Origin of the sequence: Mesorhizobium captivum (genome assembly GCF_033977165.1) — a bacterium.
Taxonomy (GTDB): Bacteria; Pseudomonadota; Alphaproteobacteria; order Rhizobiales; family Rhizobiaceae; genus Mesorhizobium; species Mesorhizobium captivum.
On sequence record NZ_JAVIJB010000051.1, the window covers coordinates 22,326 to 43,264 of the forward strand.

Consider the following 20,939-nt stretch of genomic DNA (forward strand, 5'->3'; position numbering starts at 1 on the left):
AAGGGTTGCGATCGGGCGGGACGTGACGGCAGCCGGGCTGCCGCCAACAGTGATTTCCGGAGGTCGTTCAGATGGTTCGCCCGATAGCGCCCACCAAGCCGTTGGTCCAGCCGCAAAAGGTCGATGCCAAGGCGAGCGCCGCGCAGATCGCGCGGCTGGAAGCGCAGGCCGCTCAATTGCGCGAGCAGATCCGGCTCGCCAACAGGATGGGCGAGCGTGATTGGGCGGCACAGGCTCGCCAACAGCTGTCGCAAGTGAACTCGGAACTGAATTCCCTTCAACCGCCGCCGGCCGTAGCTCCGACAGCGCCGAACCTCCAGGTCATGAATGCCGGCACCTCCGGCAACGGCACGACGGTGATGCCCGCCCTCTACCAACAGCCGGACCTTCTAGGGCCTGGCGTGACGCAAGTTAAGCTTGACGGTGGCACGCCCGAAGACAATGCCGAGGAAGCGGCGACGGCCCGCAACATCGTCAACGACGTCACGGGTGGCAAAAGCATCGACCAGATCGCATCCGCCCGCGGCATGACGCGCGACGAGGTCATCGCCGCGCTGAGGTCAGGCGGGATGACGGTGTCGACCACCGACCCGACAAGCGGCAATGGCGACGTGCTGACGACGAAGATCACGGATGCCGTTGGCCGCACGGTCACGCAGTACTACGACTACCAGCACGACAGCTACTATACGAGCGTCCAGCAGCAGCCCAAAGGCGCGGCAACCACCACACCGGTCCGGGACGGGCTCGGCCGCAAGGAGACCAGCAGCTACAATTCCGATACTGGCGCCATAACGACACGCTATGAGGACGATCTTGGGACAGGTACCGTCACCGAGCGGACGTCGCTGCCCAACGGTACGTCCGTGGAAACGGTGACGCCGGGCGCCGGTCCTTCCCTTCCCGTGACCACCGTGACCGGCCCGGACGGCAGCAAGACCATTCTGAAACCCTCCCAGGGTCCGGGTGGGACCAGTACACAGAACATCAAGAACGGTCTCGCTGACGGAAAAAGCATCGACCAGATCGCGAAGGAAAACGGCCTCACCAGCGAACAGGTGATCGCCGAACTGCAGGCCGCCGGCTATCAGGTCAAGACTACCAGCAGCAGCGACGCGCAGTCGGTCGAGATCGTCGATCCACGCTCCGGCGACGAGACCGTCTACTCTCACGACTATCAGCACGACGTACGCACAGTCACGACCACGGCGGATGGCAAGGAAACGTCGCTATCCATCGATGGCAACGGAACCGAGACCACGACCGTCACCGACAAGGACGGCCGGGTGACGAAGACCACGACGGAGAAGATCAATGGCGGCAAGCCCGTCGAGTATGAGGTCAAGCCGGACGACAATCTCACGCTCATTGCCAAGCAATATGGCGTGACGCTGGTCGATCTGAGGAGAACCAATCCGCAGCTCTTCGATTCGTCTCGCGATCCCAACATCATCCATGACGGCGAGAAGATCAGAATCGACAACGGCACCCGCACGACGGTCGAGGTCACCTTCAACGGCTATACGCTGACCACCAAGCCCGATGGCAGCATGACGCTGCACAACAACACCACCGGCACCGACCTGAAGATCGAGGCCGGAAGCACGCAGGAAGCCCTGGCCAGGACGCTGCTGGCGGTCAACCCCAACAGCAGCAATCCCAAGGAGGCAAAAGAGGGCGAGGTCGTGAAGACCTTCGTCGAAGGGCTTCTGGCGGGCGAGACCCTGCCCAGTCTCATCGACGCCGCCGAGAAGGCCGGACAAGACAAACAGGCGCTGATCGACAAATACCCCTTAGGCCCTGCCGCGAAGCCCAAGCTGGACGGACAGAACAGGGTTGTCGATCCGTTTGGCGATCCGCCGCAGGGCAACGCGCCCTCCGGCGGAAAATGGACGCCGATGAAGATCGACGGCGTCTGGACCTGGGTCGATCCGCAGGTCGCCCAGGCCATCATCACCCAGAATATCGCGCTGTCCCGCGTCACCGAGACACGGGCGCTGGCCGGCCAGCGGCAGGAGCAGCCCAACGTCGATATGCTCGATCCCGCCTACAAGGACGCGATGGATGGCGCGCAGACCATCATAAACAAGGCGTTGGCGCCTAACGGTCTACAATGGACGCCGCAGAAACCCAAGGGCACCCTTGCCGATGCGCAGGCGCGGCTGACCAAAGCCAACACCCTCCTGCAGAACGCGCAGGATGCCCGAGGCGAGTATGAGAATGCCGGGCGCGCCCTCAAGGATGCCATTGCCGGGCAAGGCAAGCTCACTCCTCTGGGCGATCCGAATGCGCCGTCGGTCAGCGCGCGGGGCACTCCCGACCTCCATCCGAAATACGACCAGGACGTCGCCGATCATAGCGCCGTCGACAAGCTGTTTTCCGAGGTCGGCCTGCATCTGAGCAAGGGCGACAAGCTGACCATCGACTACCTGGTCGGGCAGGCCGAACTCGCCGGCGTCCCCGTGGACTCCAAGGAATACAAGGACCTCAAAGCCCTGCAGACGACGGCAGGCAACCAGCTCGAACTGGCCCAGGCCTATCAGGACTATTTCGACGCCCATGCCAATGCCGCGCAGGTCAACGCGCGGCAGACGGACCTCGAGCAGAAGCTGGCTACCGAATATCTTGGTGAACAGAAATTTAACTTTGACGAGAAGTACAATCGCATCAATGGCGACTACCTCGGGCACTACAAGAACTCGACGCTCGAGATCCGTGACGGCCAGCTCTGGGTAGTCAACCATTTCGACGAGGGAACTACTGAACAGCGGCTGACCTACAGCCTGAACGACAAGAATGTCAGGGGCGAATATCGCGATCGCCAACTCAACAAGGACTGGCAGACGCTGCTGGCCGGCTACGATCCCAACGCGAAAGTCTGCACGGCAAACGGTCTGCAATCGGTGAGGTCCAGCGAGGAGCAGGCGGCAAAGAGCCTGAACGACGTCCTGGACCGGCAGCTCGGTGACAGCCTCGCCGATCTGAATGCCAAGCTGCCGACGCTGCAGACCAATTTCGACAATGCGCTGACGCATCACAAGCCGGGATCGGTCGATGCTCCCGAAGGCACGCTGCCCAACGGCGTGCAGCCGGTCGAGATCAATGTCGGCGGACAGACGATCAAGGTGGCGCCGGACGTTGCCCAGAACTATAAGCAGAATGGGATCGACGCGCTGACCCAGGGCGGGAAGGCGATCTGGATCGACCTTGATACCAAAGATGACGACGCCAGTGGCCGCTGGGTCGATCCCGAATTGGCGGTCGCCAAGCTCAGGCTGGACGCGACAAGGCTTCAGATAAGTCAGATCGAGGATCTGCGCAGACAATTGCAGGGCTTCAACGACTATCACGAGCTTCGGCTCAGCGAGCCGTCTCTGCTGGTCGATGACAACACCACTGTCGACAAAACCTATCTGGACGAGCACGAGCAGCAGACGCTCGACGCCATCTATCAGCCGAAGTTCCAGCAACTGCTCGACAAAGGCTACGACAAAGAGTTCCGCCAACAACGCGGCACGGATCTGGATACTACGGTGGCCAAAACGCTCGGCCTGGACAGTTCGACCGACGATGGCCGCGACGCGGTCGAGAACGTGGCCGACGAGATCCGCGATATCGGCGGCGACAATCCGTATGTGCGTCGCGTGCCGATCTTCTATGTCGACGACCAGGTTGGTGCGCAGCAGGTGACGCTTTTGGCGGTGCGCGACGGTGATGGCAACACGCGCTATGTCGACGCGACCGGCAAGAAGTTCGACGATCTCGGAGATTTCCAGGACAACAACAGCCAGTTTGGCGAGAACGGCAAGCTCGTCGTTCCCAAAGACCTGGAAATGAAAGCGGGAGCCGACGGCAAGATCGCGCTCGAGGTGGTGAAAGCACGCAACGTCTCGGTCTGGGACAAGGTCGTCGATCCGCTGGTTGGCATCGGCACCGGCGTTGCCACCATCTTGTCGTTCACGCCGGCCGCGCCGGTCGCCGCGCCCCTGGCCTATGCCGGCGCGGCCTATCTCGGGACCAGAGCGGTCATAAATGAGGTCAACCACCTGGATCATGGCGGCGAATGGTACGATAGCGAGTCACTAACGAACATTGCCAGCGCAGCGACCACGGCGCTGCCCATGGCTTCCAGCGGCCTGCGCACCATCGGCATGGCGGCGAAGAGCGAGACGTTCCTGGCAGGGCTTGCTGCCAGTCCCCGCGCCTTCGCCGGCAGCATCGGCGCAACGCGGTCGAACTGGGCGTTGGCATCCGAAACCCGTACATACATGCAATCGACCGCCAGACTGAACAAGGCGGCGTGGGGGCTGGATGTCGGCTCGGTGATTGTCGGCGCGCCTTTACTGGCGACATCGGCCTATGATCTCGCCGCCAACGGAGACCAGATGAACGGTCTCCAGCTTGCCAACGCGCTGACGGGCCTTGGCACCGGCATCGCCGGCACCGGGCTCGGCATCCACGGTCTGCGCACGCTGCGGCCGGGAACAGGCACGCAAGCGAACCCCAACGCTCCCAACGCCAACCCGCCGCCGGGCAACGGCGGCCAGCAGCCTCCCGGCGGAAAAGGACCGTGGCAGTCGCCACCGGCGCTTGAGCCCGGCTCCTCCGGACGTCCCATGGATGTCTACGAGGCCGGGGCCGACGGTGTTTACAGGCCAACGGGCGAACAGGTCTTCCACGATCCCAGCTATCCCGTGATACCCGGGGAAGTGATCAAGACGAGCGACGCCGGCGGCGATGACCCGACAACGCTTTCGGGCCGCGATCCGGATGGCTCGGCCGAGCAAAGCCGCCCCAATCCCGCTGATGGCGATCCCATCATCGTGTCGAACGAGCCGACTGTGGCAGACGGTCCGGTGCATCTTGTGTGGGACCCGCAGACGCGCAGCTTTACCGGCATGCCCGAACCCGACACGAGCGGATACGTGTACACCAGCGGCAAGGATCCAAGCACGCCATCGGCCTATCTTGATGGCTTGACCGCCGAACAGCTCGTGGCCCGCTACGAGCAGGAGAAAAGCTATTACTCCAGCCGCGAGCTGGCCGAACGCTATGGTCCGGACGGCGTCCAGATACCGCGCACGCCACTTCGCGATGTGCTGCCGGACTTTCGCGTGGGAGTCACCTTCCGGATGCGGTTGAACACCGGCCAGGCCTTCGGGATAGGGTCGCCGACGGTCGCGGCCGTTGGCTTCGGTGTCGGCACCAAGACTGATTTCGGCATGATCGGATGGTCGATCGTCGACAGCGTCAGCCAGCGCAGCCTGACACCGTTCAAGGACGCGCTCGGCACTCAGGCCGTCGTCTCCTACCGGGCCAGGGAATACAGGAACATCACGGGCCTTCAGGCCGGCGTCTGGCCGGTCTCCAATCAAACTGCTTTCCCGGTTCGCAGCAGCGATCTCTCGGCGGAGGCGAGCAAGGCCATATTCAGCGATGCGACCGGCTACGACGCCAAGCCGCTGGATGCTGCCATTGTCGGAGCAACGCCAGATGGCGAAGGCATCGTGATCGAGATGAGCTACACGCCTTCGCTCAAAGGCGAGGAGGTCATGCTCGCGCCAGGCCAGCATGATTTCTTCGGCGTGCCGGCCGAAAACAGCGCCGGCCACGTCACGCTGCAAGGGGCGCTTCCGTTCGACCGTGTCATGACGGAGACGAAAGTCGGCATACGCCTGCCGATCATGGCCAACCATGTCACGGCGGTTGACCAGATGCCGCGTATCGGCTTCGAGAAACGCCCGGAGCTACCTGTCAAGGACACGCTCCAGCCGGGCGACATCGTGTCGAAGCAGGCATACGACCAGATCCAGTCGGCCCTTGGATCGACAAGCCTGAAGGTCCAGTTCGCCGTCAAGGATCTGACGAAGGCCTCCGAACTCATCGCAGCCATCGAACACGGCGATGGCGTCCGCTCGATCCGTGACCTCGTGAAGTCTGGCCAGATCGATCCGTCGAACACGGTTTCTCTGGTCGATGAGCCGTCGCTGAGCGGATTGCGCCTCTCGGCCGTACCCGGCAAGGCACCCACGGCAGACATCGTTTTGCTGACCGGCGAGAGGGTTCGGGCCGTAAATCCCGAAGCGATGCTGGTCGATATCATTTTCAACGATCACAACAGTCTGCCCCGAGTGTTGGGCTTCAATCCCGACCGGATGGTGACATCCGCGGCCTACAAGGTGAAATCAAAGGTACAATCGTGGCTTCCGCCGCGTTTCAGCTCGGACGGCTCGCCGCAGTCGCGCTATATGCCGAGCGCCGGCAACGTCTATCGGAATCTCTACGGTTCCGACGGGACACCGGCGACGCGCTATACGCTTTCATGGTCTACGCCTCCCTTGCCGGCAGGAGCGGTGGCTTACAGCGCCGAGGTGAGGGTCCAGTACAAGTCGAAGGCGGCCAAGACCGCCCCTTCGATTGCCAAGAATGAAACCGCGACGCTCACCTTCGATGGCGCCGACGGACAATCCCAGCAGTTGACGGTTCCCGCCTGGCTTGCCCGTGCCGTGGAATCGTCACGCGACGGCGCCTCGATCGGTATTCCAAAGGGAGGCAAGGCCTCCCTGGACAAGTTGCTGAATGAGCTTCAGGAAACGGCGCGGCCGGATCAGCTTGACGAGATCGAGCAGTTTAGAACCAATTTGGGCGCCTCGATCGTCGATGGCGGTTTCATGCGCCAGAACGTTGCTGAGGGTATCCTGACGTTCCTCTCTTCGCAGGCGAAGCCGCTGGAAGGTGGCGCGGAAGGCACCCGCCCTGCGCCGAAGCCAGCGCCGAAGGGACAGGGTTCAGCAGCAGACGGGTCGTTGGGCCCGTCATCCGCCAAGCCGTTGACGCAGGCCGAAATCGCCGCCAACCGCCGGGAGGCGGCGAGCCTGCTCGACGACATGCTCCCCCAGAACCTCGGCATGCCGGAAGTCACCAAGGCCAATCTTGTCGATCAGCTCAGCCGATCGCCGACGCTTATGGAACTCCTGCGCGGGGCGCAGGCGGAAGGCGTGCGTATCGTCAACCCGGCGCGGCACGATCTGCGGATTTTCGACGCCAACTCCGGCGACGATCTGACGGCGACTGGATCGCAATATGTCAGTGACGTGGGAGTGGTCTTCGTCGATGCCGAGACATTCCGCTCGGCCGACGCGGACAGCGACACCGTCCTTACCGAATTCGTCGACATGCTCGGCCACGAGTTGTCCCACGTTGCAGATGCTCCGATCGAGCTTCATCCCGACGATTTTCCCGATCGGCAGGCCTATAAGGATGCAGTGGTCTCTGCCTATCTGAACGTCGAGGGCGAGGCGGGATTTGTTCAATATGCCGCCGCCGACGAGCTTGCGGTCAATGGCGGCAAGCCAGCGGAGATCCTCGGCGCCGAGTGGAATTCGGCGCAGGCCGACATCTTCGCTCGCTACAAGGCCGGCGAGATTGACCGATCGCAAGCCGTTGAGGAGATGGCGGCGCTGTTCGGGGACAAGGAGCCGAGCACTGCGGACGGGACGTATGAGGAGTTCTATGGACGGTACGCGGATGAGCTATACGACCACTACGCATCCACTGAGTCCGACCCCTCGGCTGAAACTGGCCGCCCCGCACCGGCAAATAAGGGCCAACCCGCTCCGAACAATGGACCGGTCACGAGAGATGGCGTCAGAGCGACCCCGCTCGACCAGGTGCCGGATCTGCCCGTGGGCGATTTCCTGCCGAACCAGATTCCCTGGCTCAAGCGCGAGCAAGTGGCAGAGCTGACGGAACAGCAGTTCCGCGACATGGATCAGGCCGGCTTGCTGCCCTATCTGACCAAGAGCCAACTGCGCGGCATTCCGAAAGCAAAGACAGGCTATGTCAACATAGCGGGCCTCGACGGGAAACAGATTCCCTGGCTCACCGAGGGCCAGATGCGGAATGTGACTGGCCAGCAGCTCCAGGATCTCGGCAATGCCGGTTTGATGCCTCACCTGACAAAACCGCAGTTGCAGGCGATTAAGGGAGACAAGGTCGAGTTCGTCGACATGTCGAAGTTGGATGCGCGCCAGGTTCCGTGGTTCAAGCCCAGCCAAGTCGCCAAGTTCACGTCACGGCAATTCGAGGATCTGGGCAAGGCTGGATTGCTGAAGCACCTTGCCGAGCATCAGGTTCCGGCGATCCCCGAGCCGATGGTCGGTTCCGTGGACGTGGCGAAGCTCGACCTAAAGCAGGTGCCGTGGCTGACCGGGAAGCAGATCCCGATGCTGACCCGCGATCGATGGGGCGCCTTCACGATCCATCACATCGAAGCCCTGACCCAGCCGCAGATCGAAGCGGTGACACCAAAACAGTTCGAGGAAATGAGCCCCGGCCAGTTCCGCAAATTCACGCCTGAACAGTTCGAATGGATGAACGGGGACCAGAAGAACGCCCTCTCCGTGCTGCAGTTGACGACCTTCCGGGCGACCCACAAAAAGGCGATGACGCCGGATCAGGCGACCAGCGTCGATCTGGCCCTCAGCCATGCCAGGATGCGCGAAAACGCCCAGGCACTCGCCACCTTCGGCGGCATGTCGACCACTTCCTATGTGTTGTGGAGTTCGCTGCCCCCAACCTGGACCGCGACGGCCGGAGCGGTGGCATTCGGCGTGCGGGGCTTCGTATTCGGCGCGCAGGCTGTCTTCCCCAACGCGACCGCAAACAACAAGCCGTTCGGGCGATTCCTCAACGCGCTCGGCGGAGCCACGTTCATCGCCGCGGCGCCAGGCGCCGCGACCGGGATGATCCAGGGCAAGGATATTGTCGTCAACAGCACGTTCTCGCTCGGCAACGTCGTCTATGGCACGAAGTCGATGCTGCAATCGTTCACCGGCAGGCCGGTGATCAGAAACCTGGCCGAATATCTGGCTGGACCCGGCTATGTGCTTGGCTGTGCGGTCTATACGCTGCATTCTTGGCCGGCGCCGATCGCCACGGTCGCGGGCACCATGTTCACGTTCGGCTGCGCGGAGTTCTGGGCGTCGGCCATAAGGACCGACCGGATGAATCGCCGTTCGGTGCCGCGGACCGATGCCGATATCGCGGCGGCGGCAAAATCGGACAAACGATGGGCCACAGCGGATCGATGGACGCTGGGCATCACCTTCGGCATTGGAATGCTTCTCTTCTCGCTGGACTCCCTGCTCGCCCAGCCCTGGGACCCGAAAACGACCGCTCCGTCCGATCCTAAAAAACCGGATGGCGATGCGTCGTCCCAGCAGCCCGACGATCACTCGGATGTTCCAGATGAGCCGAAGACCCCGCCCGAAGACCTTCCGCAACTCGTCGTGTCGGCGGATGACGGCCTGAATTTGCGGAGCCAGCCTGACGGCAACTCTGCCGTGGTGACGGTGCTGCAACCCGGCACGTTCATCGAACAGACCGCGAAGCCCTCGACCGATCCGTCGGGAGAGGCCTGGATACCTGTCGAAGGTTTCGGACCAGACGGCAAGATGCATAGCGGCTGGGTTTCCGGCGACTATGTCGAGGTTCATCCCGAAGGCAGCAATAATTCTGAGGGCCGCACGAATCCGACACTGGAGAAAGACGGCTATCAATGGGTCGAGGTCAAGGACGGCGACAGCATCCGCCTGATCGCCAAGGCCCATTCAGCGGATGTGGCCGCGACGGTGGTGCTCAACATGGATCATATCCTGACCCCGGACGTGATCTTCTCGGGCGATCGCATCTACCTGCCGGCCACTTCGATCGGCTGAGAACGCCCGGCCTCGACTCGACCGTCGGCTCACTGCGTCGTGGCGATTCTCGCTGCATATGTGCGCGCGACCGTGGCCGCCAGGCTGGCGGCCTGCTCGGCCAGCGGATTTGAGGGGTTGGAGGCATAGGAGGCGGTGAACTGCAAATCGGATGGATGCCATTCGCAGTCGACGATCCGCAGTTTGCCGCTAGCGGTGTAGTCGCGGATGACCTCCCTGGGGAGGGACGCAATGCCAATTCCATTGAGGGTCATCTTGATCGAGGCAGCCAGCGAACTGGCCGGGAATATGCGAGGCGCCTCCTCGAACTCGCTGTTCAGCTTGTGGTAAAGTTCGCTGTAGGGTCGCGTGGTTCGCGCGTAGCTTATAATTGGAAACTGCATCAGGTCGCCCAGCGTCAACCTGCTCCGATCGGGCAATTCCAGGCACGGGGAGCAGACCCAGACGAGCGGGAATGAAGGCATCTCGATGTTCTCGATGCTGTATTCGAGGACTGGGCCCATCAGCACGGCCAGATCGAGCCGGTGTGACATGAGTTCGCCGCGAAGGGTCGTCGTTGCATCGACGACAATATCGGCTTCGACAAGTGGATGGCTCGCTTGCAGTTCTTTCAGGAAATCCGGAAGCCAGGTGTGCACGATCGTTTCAGCCACCCCGAGCCTGAGTACCCGCGTCGTTTCTGAAGGTCCGGACAGGGAGTTGGCCATCATCTGCAACCGCTCCGCCACGTGCAGGACCCGCTGCGCCGAAGGCAGCAGCCTTTGCCCCTCGGCGGTCAGTTTGACCGTGCTGCTGTGGCGTTCGAACAGCTTGGCGCCCAGCGCTTTCTCCAGTCCGGCAATTCGGGTGGACACTGCCGGCTGCGTTGTGTTCAGGCGCTCCGCTGCTTTCCGAAAGCTTCCGAAGGCCACCACCAGGAGAAAGGTTTCGATCTGCTTGATGTTGAAAGGTATCACGGCGGTCGTTCACTCATCTCAGGCAGCGGGGTAGGCGTATCGAGCGGCTAGTGTCGGACAATGATCTGGGCGCCGATCTTTACCCGATCATATAGATCGATAACGTCCTCATTGGTCATGCGGATGCAACCAGAGGAGTTCGCCTGTCCAACAGTCCATGGCTGGTTGGTGCCGTGGACGCGATAAAGCGATCTGCCGATGTAGAGCGCCCGCGCCCCCAGCGGGTTGTTCGGCCCTCCCTCAACACGCGCGGGCAGGAAGCGGCCCTTCGACGCTTCCCTGAATCGCATTTCGGCAGGTGGCCGCCAATCGGGCCAGCTCTTCTTGCTCGAGATCGTGTCGCGGCCGGACCACTCCAGTCCCTCCTTGCCAACGCCCACCGCGTATCGCAGCGCTTTGCCACCCCCGAGGATGTAGTAGAGGCGCCGCTCCGCGGTGGTGATCACGATCGACCCCTTTGGCTCAGCTTCGCTGAAATGCACAATTTCTCTGGGAATTGGCGACCACTCGTGCCGGTTTTCTTCTTCCGAAGCCTGGCCGGGAGCATTGGGAGCGGAAGGGGAGACCAGCACATTTCTGGCCGGATCGTAAGTCCAGCTTCGGGGGTCGTATTCACTGTTCGATTGTGCCTGCGCCGGAACCATGGCGGCAATCAAACTGGCGGCAAGCACGATTGACGAACCCAACGCCAGCTTAGGGCGCAGGGCGACCAGACCTCCGCTTCCCGGAAAACTGGCGGGAGCATCCAAGTTCGCGAGCGACACCGAGGCCAATCCCTTCTTCGTCCAGGCATCGAACCGGCGATCACGAACCGGTGATTGATTTCCAGCGCGCACCATATCGCTTTCAGGATCGTTCGCAACGTTTGGCACCGAATTCATGTACGCGATCCAATTGGACTTCCAATTTTCCAAGGCGCGCTATAGAGTGAAATCGGCGGGTAAAACCATGAAGCGGGCGATGCGGGTCTTTTCGCATTCGCTTGCGATAGGGACCAATGTTGACGGGACGCGGTACCTGCCACGCGTATCTTCTATCGGGAGCCAAGGCTGCCATCGTCATCGGCAGCCTCGCGGCGGTCCTCGCCTTTGGCGATGCGCTACGGGCGAACGCCGCTGAACCGCGCTGGTCTGCCGGGCCGTACAAATACATCACGGTCGATCAATCGGTGACGGACGCGCTGGTCGAGCTTGGTCGCAACATGCGCACGCCCATGCGGGTCAGCAAGCTTGTGAAAGGGCGCCTGAGCGCCGGCATGCCGGTTGGGACGGCCCGCGAATTTCTGGACGAGATCTGCAATCGATACGGTTTGGTCTGGCATTTCGACGGCATCGTCATGAACGTCGCCACCGAAGCCGAAGTTCAGACGGAGATGATCCCGCTCGATGCCAATACGGCGGCGCATGCGGAGGAACGGCTTTCGCGGCTAGGCGTCGTCGATCCAAGGTTTCCGGTAAAGGTTTCCAGGGAAGACGACGTCGTCTCGGTGTCGGGACCGCCATCCTATGTCGAACTCGTCCGCAAGACGCTCGGAGTTGCCGCGGCGCCGAGCGCGAAGCCGGATTCCGGCAAGGTAACCTCGGTTCGCGTTTTCCGCGGAAAGCAGGCGGAGGCGCAGAATGTTCCCTCCGGCAAGACGAATTGAGGAAGCGGAGGAGCAGGTTCATGCAAATCGCACCGATTGGAGCCTTGGAAGCCACGCTTGCCAATTTGACCACCGGCGTGGCCGCGCAGCAGCAGATCACTGCCGGCGCGACGGCGCAGCCTGGCAACCGAATGATTGGCGCCGGTCAGGAAAAACAAGATACCGCCAAAGCCAGTGCGTCCGAGAGCGGCGACGTCACTATGCCGGCAGGCAAACAGGTGGCGCAGGCATCCTCTGGCGCCAATCCCGCAATGGCCGGGCAATCCACCAAATCGGACAAGACCGAGCCGATCGTCGAACGCAAGCTCTTCGACTATCTGGCCGAGGTGGAGAGGTCGGGAGGCGGAACGTTCAGGGATCCATCGGCGCTGTTCGGTTCTGCGGTCCAGTCGTTGGAAGGCACGATGCAACAGGTCCAGAAAGCCCTTGGCCAGGCGAACGCCCCGGGAAACGCCGAAAGAGCCGCGAGGCAGGATGCCGAGAGCAAGACGGCTTCTTCAGGCAAGGAAAGCGAGGACGCGCCGGCAAAGAATGCCGAGCAACTCCTGGAACGATCCATTTCGGTGATGTGGGCGGCCGCCAATCTCGAGGTCGTGACGAGCAGCGTGACCGCAGTGACATCATCCACCAGCACGCTGATCAAGCAGCAGTAGAACGCGACGGGGTGTTCGTGCACGCAATAGTCCGGCCGCGGCGGTCAACGCTCCTCGATCGATGCGGCGCCTGGTGCCGCGTGGCGGTCGTAATCATTGGCATGCTTGCGCTGCAGGCCTGCTCGGAGGAGCTGTATTCCAACCTCGACCAGCGGCAGGCCAATGAGGTCGTCGCCACGCTGGTGCGCCATGGGATACCGGCTCAGCGCGAAGCCGGCAAGGACGGCAAGATGACGGTTTTCGTCGAGAAGAACCGCTTCGCCGAAGCCATGGCGATTCTCGATGAGAGCGGTTTGCCCAAGCAGGAATTCCAGACGCTGGGCGAGGTCTTCAAGCGAGGCGGGCTTGTCTCCTCGCCGGTGGAAGAGCGGGCGACGATGATCTATGGCCTAAGCCAGGAACTGTCGCAGACGATCTCGGATATCGACGGCGTGCTGTCCGCGCGCGTTCACCTGGTCCTACCTGAAAATGATCCTCTGAGACAGCAGTTGGTGCCGTCGTCCGCCTCCGTCTTCATCCGGCATCGCGCATCGGCTTCGATGAATGAGCTGATCCCGCAGGTCAAGATGCTGGTCGCTAAAGGCGTCGCGGGACTGACCTATGACAATGTCTCCGTGACCCTCATTCCGGTTGCCGCGACCTCCACCGAGCAGGAAACGGGCCAAGCAGGCTTCACCACGTTCCTCGGCCTTTGGATGCATCCGGACAGCGTAGCAGCGGCGATGTGGCTGTTCTACAGCATGGCGGCGGCCATACTCGCGCTCGCTGCTCGGCTGGCCTACGTCCAGTGGTACCGGCGGTCTGGGGTCTATGCGCTCGACGCGGTCGCAACGCCGGCGAGGAAGACATGATCCAGACCGATCCAAAGCAAGCCGCCAGCGCTGAATGGCAAGCATTCCTATGCAATCCCGCGGGCTACACGGACGCCGCGCGACTTGCACCATGCTTTGGTGGCACGATCGGCGAGGCTGCCTGTGAGCGAATGCGCCAGTCACCGCGCCTGCAGGAGCGGTTGTCGAAGCTTCTGGTCGATCATTACGGGCTTTCTTGCGCAGCCGACGAGCCGGCCGACGAAGCGGATCGGGCGATCGCCCTGTTGCCGGGCGAAGAGTTGGAGGAGCTCGCGCTTCGCGCGGGCGCGATTTACCGGGCCGGCAGTATTGCCGCCGTCATCGATGGACGCGAAGCGGCTGCCCTGCAGGCAGCCCTCGGCGCGGATATCTGCTCCTTTGCGGTCGCCAACCGCGACTTGGCCGGGCCCGTCAAGTCTCTGGAGCCTCTGGAAGAGGTCTACGATAGCGTCCATGCCGACGGCCTGAGCTGCCTCGGCGCCTGGTGTCAGGCGATGCCCCGCGATACGAGCATGCGTGTTCGCCTCAAACTGATGCCGCACGGACGCGTCGACCAGACGGCGGCCGCACCATTTGCCGAGGTCGGTCCGGCAATCATTCGGCGAGCGATGCGATAGACAGATGGCCGGACCGGACAACGCGATCAATGATATATCCAGGCGCCCCCGCGCCCGCATTCTGCGCGCTGCCGAGGCACGCGCGTGGCTGGACGGATATGCCTTCCTCGACGAAGCCAGGCGTGATGCGCAGCAGATGCGCGAGGCGGCTCGGCGAGCCTATGCGGCTGAATATGCGCAGGGCTATGAGGACGGCAAGGCGCAAGGCGACGCGGATGCCGCGCGTTTGGTGAGCGAGACCGCGATCAAGGTGGATCGCTATCTTGCCGGACTGGACGCAGAGGTCATCGGCCTGGCCGTCGATGTCGTCAGGCGGATGCTGGGGGAATTTGACGTGAGCATGCTTGTCGCCAAGGCGGCCGGGCAAGCCACTGCTGAAATTCGCCGCGCCAAATATCTGAAGGTCCGCGTCCATCCCGCTTCCGTTGGCAGGGTTCGCGATGAGCTGCACACGGTCTTGCGCGAGAGCGATCCGGGCATGACGGTCGAGATCGACGGGGATGACACGCTTGTGGCAGACGCGTGCATTCTCTCGACCGATATTGCCGTCATCGATGCCAGCATCGGCGCGCAACTCGATGCCATCGCCGCTGCGCTCCTGTCAAAGGCCGGGGCGACGGCATGACGCGCCCTGCCGCCGACATAGAGAGCCGGCTTGCGTCCATCATTCCTGGGCTTCGCTCAGGCTTGCGCGACGATGCCAGCCGGCCCCGTAGGGGACGTGTGCGGCGGGTGACCGGTACCGTCATCCATGCGACGCTGGAGGAGGTTAGGATCGGCGAGATATGCGACCTCCTCGATCCCAGGACAGGCAAGGCTAGCAAGGCCGAAGTCGTCGGCCTCATGGACGAGATGGCGATCCTGGTTCCGCTAGGCGATCTGACGGGTCTTTCAAGCCTGACCGAAGTGATTGCGACCGGGAAGGACCAGTCGGTGCCGGTCGGGCCCGGGCTTCTCGGTCGCGTGATCAGCGCGCTCGGCGAGCCATTGGACGGCAGGCCGCTTTCTCCGGATGGCATTGCCGGCAGCTACCCGGTCAATGCCTACCCGCCGTCGCCGCTCGAACGCAGCTTGATTTCCGAGCCGATCCAACTCGGGATCCGCGCCCTCGATGGACTGCTCACCTGCGCGCGCGGGCAGCGCGTCGGTATCTTCGGCGAACCGGGCGTCGGCAAGTCGGTTCTCCTTTCCGACATTGTCACCGGCACCGACGCGGACGTCGCCGTGGTAGCTCTCGTCGGCGAACGCGGGCGCGAAGTGCGTGAGTTCATCCAGCATCAACTTGGGCCGGAAGGGCTGGCGCGCGCAGTCATCGTCGTCGCGACCTCCGACCGGCCCGCCATCGAGCGCGTCAAGGCGGCCTATGTGGCGACCAGCATTGCCGAATATTTTCGCGACCAGGGCAAGCATGTCCTGTTCGCAATGGACAACATAACGCGGTTCGCCCGTGCTCAGCGCGAGATCGGTCTCGCTTCAGGCGAGCCGCCGACGCGCCGCGGTTTTCCCTCTTCGCTGTTTGCGGTCCTGCCGCGCCTGCTCGAGCGCTCGGGGCCGGGTCGCATCGGTTCGATCACCAGCCTCTACAGCGTCCTTCTCGAAGGCGACGGCACGCTGGACCCGGTCGCCGAGGAAATCCAGGCGCTTCTCGACGGCCACGTCTTTCTGTCGAACGACCTTGCGCAGCGCAATCATTTCCCGGCCATAGACGTGCTGCGCAGCCGGAGTCGTCTGATGGACACGGTGGTGCCGCCCGGGCATCGATCCGACGCCGGCCGCATGCGCGAGCTGCTCGCCCGCTACGCCGACATCGAGTTGCTGTTGCGCGTCGGCGAATATGAAAAGGGCAGCGATGCGATTGCGGACGAGGCGGTTGCGAAGATCGACACCATCAATGCCTTCCTGCGTCAGGCATCCGCCACGCATGAGACCATCGAGAAAACACGCCAACGCATGCGGGAGATCGTCAATGAAAGACCGTGACGTGATCGCTCGATTGCGCGATCTCCGGCGCCACCGTGAAGAACGGGCACAGGAAGCGGTCATCAAAAGGCACGCCGCCGCGCAGCGGGCGGTCGGGGAGGCTCGGAAGGCGGCGGTCGCCGTCGCTCAGCATCTTCAAGCGACAGCCAACGCCGAGGACGCGGCATTCGGTTCGCTGGTCGGACAAACGGTGAATGCCGCCAGACTCTCCCTGCTCCAGGGGCGGTTCGAGGTCGCCGCAAGGGAAACCGAGCAATTGCGGGAGACAGAGAGGGGGACAGGCATAACCGAGCAGCGACGCAAAGCGGAGTTGGCAGCGGCCCGTCAGGATCATCGCAAGTCCATCAAAGCCGTGACGAAACTGGACCGGTTGTTGGAACAGCTGATCAAACGTGGCGCAGGCCATGGCCTGGCGCTGGCCGAGCTCTCAGAGGAAGAGGAGCGCACCGTAACGCGCACCTCGTCAGAACAATAGCGCAAACCGTGATCGTGAGTGTGGCGGCGTGATGCCTCAATCCTTGGCGCCCGCAAGGAAGAAAGCGCGGGGAAACCCGGTGAAGCGCACGGCCAACGAGTCGAGCCAAGGCAAGCGGTTGGCATTGGAAACCGTCGCCGCGGCGGAGTTTGGCGCCTTGAACGCTTTCTACCGCCGCCGTGTTCCCGCGCCGATCACGATCGCGGGCAAAACCATGGCGATCGCAGCGGTCTGGCCGGCGCCGAACCCTGTCGAACAGAGGCGGTGCACAATTGCGTTCACCGTTGGCGACGCGGCGGGCAAATTGCGTCTGCCGCTTTCCGTTGTCGAACGAGGTCTCGCCATGGCGGACGGACTGGTCGACATGGGCCAGTTGGCACCGGCTCACGCCGCGTTGCTGTTGGAGTCGGCTTTCGAAAAGGACCTCGAATGGATCGAGCGCCAGCTGGGCGATGCGATCGCGCTCACCTCGATCGAGCGCAGGGACGTCGGTTCGGACGAAACCCGATATGCGCTTGTCCTGACCGGCGAGGGCGACCCGATTGACTGCGTTCTGAACACGGACAGCACTGGCCTTGCGATGCGGATCGGCCGCATTCTCGACGAGATCGGGAAAGCGAAGGCGCCGCTTCCGGCCGCTTTCCCGCTCCCGGTCAGCCTCCGGCGCGGTGCGCTGATGATCGGCCTTGGCGAGCTTCAAAGCCTGCGGGTCGACGACGTGATTCTTTTCGATGGCGCCGAGGAAGAAGGCGTGGCGGCTTTCGTCATCGCCGAGCGCCTCTTTGCCCCGGTCAGCTTGACTGCCGATGGGCCACGGCTGCTGGCCGCGCCGGCCGCAATTGCAGGATCGAGATGGGAGTGGACCATGAACCAAGGCACGCCGCCGCCAGCCGGCCAGACGTTGGAGGAGTCAACGCTCGACGAGTTGCCGGTCGCGCTTGCCTTCGAGATCGGCCGCACGGCAATGCCCGTGGGGGAAGTAAGGCAGCTTGCGGCCGGCGCTATCGTTCCCCTCGCCGACGTCACGAAGCCGACGGTCGATATCCTCGCCAACGGCAAACGCGTCGGCCGGGGGGAAATCGTGCGCATTGGCGAAAGCCTCGGCGTCAGGATCGAGCGCATGTTCGACAATGCTTGACAATTCGCCCAATCTCCTCGGGATTCTGATTGCCGTCGGCTTCGTCGGGCTGCTGCCGCTGGCCGTGGTTACGATGACCGGCTTTCTGAAAATCTCGGTCGTGCTCTTCCTCGTCCGCAACGCGCTCGGCGTCCAGCAGATGCCGCCCAATCTGGTGCTCTACGGCATAGCGCTCGTGCTCACCGTCTACGTCACGACACCGTTGCTGAGCGAGATGTCGAGCCGACTTCAGGAGGGGCAGGTTCAGTTCCAGACGACGGACGACCTCGCCAGGGCGGCGCAACTGGTCAGGGAACCATTGCAGCAGCACCTGATCAAATTCACCCAGCCGGAAGAGCGACGGTTCTTTCTTGACGGGACCAACCGCTTGTGGCCGGAGCAGGCACGCCAGAATCTCAGAGACGACGATCTCTCGATCCTTGTTCCCGCTTTTGTCGCCTCGGAACTCAAGCGAGCCTTCGAGATCGGCTTTCTGCTCTACCTTCCTTTCCTCATCATCGACATCGTTGTTGCGAACGTCCTGATGACGCTCGGCATGATCATGGTCTCGCCTGTGCTCATCTCGATCCCGCTGAAACTGTTCCTTTTCGTCGCCATCGATGGCTGGTCGCGGCTGATGCACGGCCTGATCCTGAGTTACGGCTGACGCTGTCGAGGCCCTGAATGGACAACGACTTCATCGCGGCGAAAGTCCAAAGCGCGCTTCTGACGGTGCTGTTCGCGTCAAGCCCGGCAATCATCGCGGCTCTTGCCGTCGGCATTCTCGTCGGGCTTGCCCAGGCGCTTACGCAAATTCAGGACCAGTCCTTGCCGCAGACGATAAAGCTCGTGGTGATCCTCCTGGTCATCATCGTATTCGGCCCGCTGCTTGGCCAGCAGATCGCGCAGCAGGCCTCGACGGTGATGGACGAATTCCCCGTCGTTACGCGCTGAGGAACGCGGATGGCGGCCGAACCACTCTTCGCGTCGGTCAAGGAGCTTCAATTCTATCTGTTGGCGGGAGCTTTTGTGCTCGCACGCATGACCGGATTCATGCTGCTGATGCCGCTCTTTTCCCGTGTGCCGCTGCCTGGGCTGCTGCGCAACGGCGTTGCCCTGGCGCTGTCGGTTCCGGTCTTTCCGCTGATCGTGAGCAAGCTGACGAATGCTGACATCGCGACCACGATGATTGCGATCTATATCCTGAAGGAGGTAGTGGTCGGGGTAACACTCGGGCTGGCGATGGGCATACCCTTCTGGGCCGCCGAGGCTGCCGGCGATATCCTGGATCTTCAGCGGGGTTCCTCGATGGGGACGCTGATCGATCCAATGATGACCCACGAGACGAGTGCCACCGGCACCCTGCTCGCCGTCATCATGGTCACGATCTACCTTGCCGCCGGCGGCCTGCAGCTTTCCCTGACCAGCCTTTACGACAGCTATGGTCTCTGGCCGATCGATCAGCTTCTGCCAGTATTCAGCAAGGACGCTGCCGCGATATTCCTCGGCTTGCTGAACCGCATTCTGGTCATGGCGCTGACCATGGTCTTCCCGCTCATCATCAGCATGCTGCTGTCCGACATCGTGCTCGCCTTCCTGGCGCGGGCCTCGCCGCACCTCAATGTTTTTGCGCTGTCGCTGGTCGTCAAAACGGCTGTGTTCAGCCTCATATTCGTCCTCTATTCGAGCTTTTTGCTCTTCTATATGGACCGGGATCTCGGCTTCCTGCGAGAGGCGGCTCGACAAATAGAAGCGATCGGTTGCCGCACATGTCAATAAAATTGATAAGATTAGACTATTAGAATATAAGATAGCCTTGGTTGACTAATAAATAGATTTTATCACGCCAGAAAAATTATAATAATTTGACAAGCGGCCGAACTGCCAACGATCTTACGCCTCCCGACGTGCCTCTGAGATGTGCATATACATCGGACACCATGCCTCGCCAGACCATTTCACCAATCTACGAGGATTTGCGAAGAGTCGACGCGAACAAGCTGCGCAGACTTGTCAGAACGGGCGTCTATGAGGGTCATACGGGCGGGCTTGCGCGCGGCAAGCTCCAGGTCAACGTCGTGATACTGCCCCGCAGCTTTGCCAGTGATTTCCACCAGTTCTGTGTCCGCAACCCAAAACCCTGTCCAATGGTGGGCCTGAGCCGAGCCGGCAGTCCATTGATCCCGGCGCTAGGCGATATCGATATCCGCACCGATGCCCCGCAGTACAACATCTATCGCTTCGGCGAACTGACCGGCCGGAAGACGGACATCATCGACCTGTGGCAGGATGATTTCGCGGCTTTCGCGTTCGGCAGTTCGCTTACCGTCGAGGCTGCGTTGGCCGAAAAGGGCGTAAGACTTCGCCGCATCGGTTGCGGCAAGGCCTTGCCCAAGTTCCGAACCAGGATCGAGACTTGCCGCGCCGGCCCGTTTGGTGGCGAGATGGTGGTCTCGATGCGCGCCGTAAGGCGCTGCGATGTCGACAGGGCTCGTGCGCTCACGGCACGCTTCCCGCATGCCCATGGCTCTCCTATCCATGTGGGAGAGCCTTCGATCATCGGAATATACGACATGATGGCTCCAGACTGGGGCGATGCGGTGGATCTGATGGACGGGGAGGTTCCTCTGTTCTGGGCCAGCAGCATAACTGCCCAGGAGGCCCTTTCTCGCGCCGAGCTAGCGATTTCAATCACCGTATCGCCGGGGCATATGCTCATCACCGACCTGGACGCACGAGCTCTCCATGGGTGAAAACGCGCCCGACATGGTCTTAAGGTCGAACCCATCGCTGCATTAGGCAGATCGGCTAGTTACGATCGGCTTCTAGTCTATTGATCCCGAAAGCGGACTGTCCGCCTTCGTGAAGAGTTTCGGGCGCCGGCAGGCGTACGAAAGTCCCCGAGGAAGGAACCCGCGGGCCACAG

Annotated in this window: 15 protein-coding genes; 13 read left to right on the forward strand and 2 right to left on the reverse strand. The window is 62.2% G+C overall.

Going from position 1 to position 20,939, the window contains the following annotated elements:
- Positions 1-71: 71 nt before the first annotated feature.
- Positions 72-9,719 (forward strand): LysM peptidoglycan-binding domain-containing protein, encoded by a 9,648-nt coding sequence (locus RFM40_RS29345; protein WP_320278723.1) that lies wholly within the window; start codon positions 72-74, stop codon positions 9,717-9,719.
- A 29-nt stretch (positions 9,720-9,748) separates the two neighbouring features.
- On the opposite strand, the gene RFM40_RS29350 is transcribed toward RFM40_RS29345, so the two are convergent.
- Together RFM40_RS29350 and RFM40_RS29355 are read right to left on the reverse strand one after the other, a co-directional pair.
- A complete protein-coding gene (locus RFM40_RS29350) occupies positions 9,749-10,675 on the reverse strand; it encodes a LysR family transcriptional regulator (protein ID WP_320229847.1) in 927 nt (308 codons plus the stop codon).
- A gap of 47 nt (positions 10,676-10,722) precedes the next feature.
- Positions 10,723-11,556, reverse strand: a complete 834-nt coding sequence (locus tag RFM40_RS29355) for a L,D-transpeptidase (RefSeq protein WP_320229846.1) — start codon at positions 11,554-11,556, stop codon at positions 10,723-10,725.
- A 116-nt stretch (positions 11,557-11,672) separates the two neighbouring features.
- Here RFM40_RS29355 and RFM40_RS29360 point away from each other — a divergent pair, with 116 nt between their 5' ends.
- The 12 genes from RFM40_RS29360 (at position 11,673) to RFM40_RS29415 (ending at position 20,766) form a co-directional block, all read left to right on the forward strand.
- The gene (locus tag RFM40_RS29360; protein ID WP_320229845.1) at positions 11,673-12,320 is read left to right on the forward strand and encodes a type III secretion protein; all 648 of its coding nucleotides are present in this window, start codon (positions 11,673-11,675) and stop codon (positions 12,318-12,320) included.
- 20 nt (positions 12,321-12,340) lie between these two features.
- Complete coding sequence (locus RFM40_RS29365; protein ID WP_320278724.1) at positions 12,341-12,973, forward strand: hypothetical protein; 633 nt, start codon at positions 12,341-12,343, stop codon at positions 12,971-12,973.
- A gap of 80 nt (positions 12,974-13,053) precedes the next feature.
- Entirely contained in the window at positions 13,054-13,824 is a 771-nt protein-coding gene (gene sctJ / locus RFM40_RS29370; RefSeq protein WP_320229843.1) for a type III secretion system inner membrane ring lipoprotein SctJ, read from the forward strand.
- Positions 13,821-14,441, forward strand: a complete 621-nt coding sequence (locus RFM40_RS29375) for a SctK family type III secretion system sorting platform protein (RefSeq protein WP_320229842.1) — start codon at positions 13,821-13,823, stop codon at positions 14,439-14,441. The genes sctJ and RFM40_RS29375 overlap by 4 nt, the downstream gene beginning before the upstream one ends.
- 4 nt (positions 14,442-14,445) lie before the next feature.
- Positions 14,446-15,066 (forward strand): type III secretion system stator protein SctL, encoded by a 621-nt coding sequence (gene sctL, locus RFM40_RS29380; RefSeq protein ID WP_320278725.1) that lies wholly within the window; start codon positions 14,446-14,448, stop codon positions 15,064-15,066.
- Positions 15,063-16,421 carry a FliI/YscN family ATPase gene (locus tag RFM40_RS29385; protein WP_320229840.1) on the forward strand — a complete coding sequence of 453 codons (1,359 nt, stop codon included), beginning with the start codon at positions 15,063-15,065 and terminating at the stop codon, positions 16,419-16,421. The genes sctL and RFM40_RS29385 overlap by 4 nt, the downstream gene beginning before the upstream one ends.
- The gene (locus RFM40_RS29390) at positions 16,408-16,896 is read left to right on the forward strand and encodes a hypothetical protein (RefSeq protein WP_320278726.1); all 489 of its coding nucleotides are present in this window, start codon (positions 16,408-16,410) and stop codon (positions 16,894-16,896) included. Before RFM40_RS29385 ends, RFM40_RS29390 begins: the two co-directional genes overlap by 14 nt.
- A gap of 79 nt (positions 16,897-16,975) precedes the next feature.
- A complete protein-coding gene (sctQ, locus tag RFM40_RS29395) occupies positions 16,976-18,034 on the forward strand; it encodes a type III secretion system cytoplasmic ring protein SctQ (RefSeq protein WP_320278727.1) in 1,059 nt (352 codons plus the stop codon).
- Positions 18,027-18,680: a type III secretion system export apparatus subunit SctR gene (gene sctR, locus RFM40_RS29400; RefSeq protein WP_320223473.1), complete on the forward strand. Its 654-nt coding sequence runs from the start codon at positions 18,027-18,029 to the stop codon at positions 18,678-18,680. The genes sctQ and sctR overlap by 8 nt, the downstream gene beginning before the upstream one ends.
- A 17-nt stretch (positions 18,681-18,697) precedes the next feature.
- A complete protein-coding gene (locus RFM40_RS29405; RefSeq protein ID WP_320223472.1) occupies positions 18,698-18,967 on the forward strand; it encodes an EscS/YscS/HrcS family type III secretion system export apparatus protein in 270 nt (89 codons plus the stop codon).
- Positions 18,968-18,976: 9 nt separating this feature from the next.
- A complete protein-coding gene (sctT, locus tag RFM40_RS29410) occupies positions 18,977-19,792 on the forward strand; it encodes a type III secretion system export apparatus subunit SctT (RefSeq protein ID WP_320274030.1) in 816 nt (271 codons plus the stop codon).
- 161 nt (positions 19,793-19,953) lie between these two features.
- Positions 19,954-20,766, forward strand: coding sequence for a D-glutamate cyclase family protein (locus RFM40_RS29415; protein WP_320278728.1), 813 nt, complete (start codon positions 19,954-19,956; stop codon positions 20,764-20,766).
- Positions 20,767-20,939 lie beyond the last annotated feature (173 nt).

Excerpts from the sequence above, each read along its gene's own strand:
- RFM40_RS29345 (WP_320278723.1), top strand. The coding sequence starts at position 72 with ATGGTTCGCCCGATAGCGCCCACCAAGCCGTTGGTCCAGCCGCAAAAG.
- RFM40_RS29355 (WP_320229846.1), bottom strand. The coding sequence starts at position 11,556 with ATGAATTCGGTGCCAAACGTTGCGAACGATCCTGAAAGCGATATGGTG.
- RFM40_RS29360 (WP_320229845.1), top strand. The coding sequence starts at position 11,673 with ATGTTGACGGGACGCGGTACCTGCCACGCGTATCTTCTATCGGGAGCC.
- RFM40_RS29365 (WP_320278724.1), top strand. The coding sequence starts at position 12,341 with ATGCAAATCGCACCGATTGGAGCCTTGGAAGCCACGCTTGCCAATTTG.
- RFM40_RS29375 (WP_320229842.1), top strand. The coding sequence starts at position 13,821 with ATGATCCAGACCGATCCAAAGCAAGCCGCCAGCGCTGAATGGCAAGCA.
- sctL (WP_320278725.1), top strand. The coding sequence starts at position 14,446 with ATGGCCGGACCGGACAACGCGATCAATGATATATCCAGGCGCCCCCGC.
- RFM40_RS29385 (WP_320229840.1), top strand. The coding sequence starts at position 15,063 with ATGACGCGCCCTGCCGCCGACATAGAGAGCCGGCTTGCGTCCATCATT.
- RFM40_RS29390 (WP_320278726.1), top strand. The coding sequence starts at position 16,408 with ATGAAAGACCGTGACGTGATCGCTCGATTGCGCGATCTCCGGCGCCAC.
- sctR (WP_320223473.1), top strand. The coding sequence starts at position 18,027 with ATGCTTGACAATTCGCCCAATCTCCTCGGGATTCTGATTGCCGTCGGC.
- RFM40_RS29405 (WP_320223472.1), top strand. The coding sequence starts at position 18,698 with ATGGACAACGACTTCATCGCGGCGAAAGTCCAAAGCGCGCTTCTGACG.
- sctT (WP_320274030.1), top strand. The coding sequence starts at position 18,977 with ATGGCGGCCGAACCACTCTTCGCGTCGGTCAAGGAGCTTCAATTCTAT.
- RFM40_RS29415 (WP_320278728.1), top strand. The coding sequence starts at position 19,954 with ATGCCTCGCCAGACCATTTCACCAATCTACGAGGATTTGCGAAGAGTC.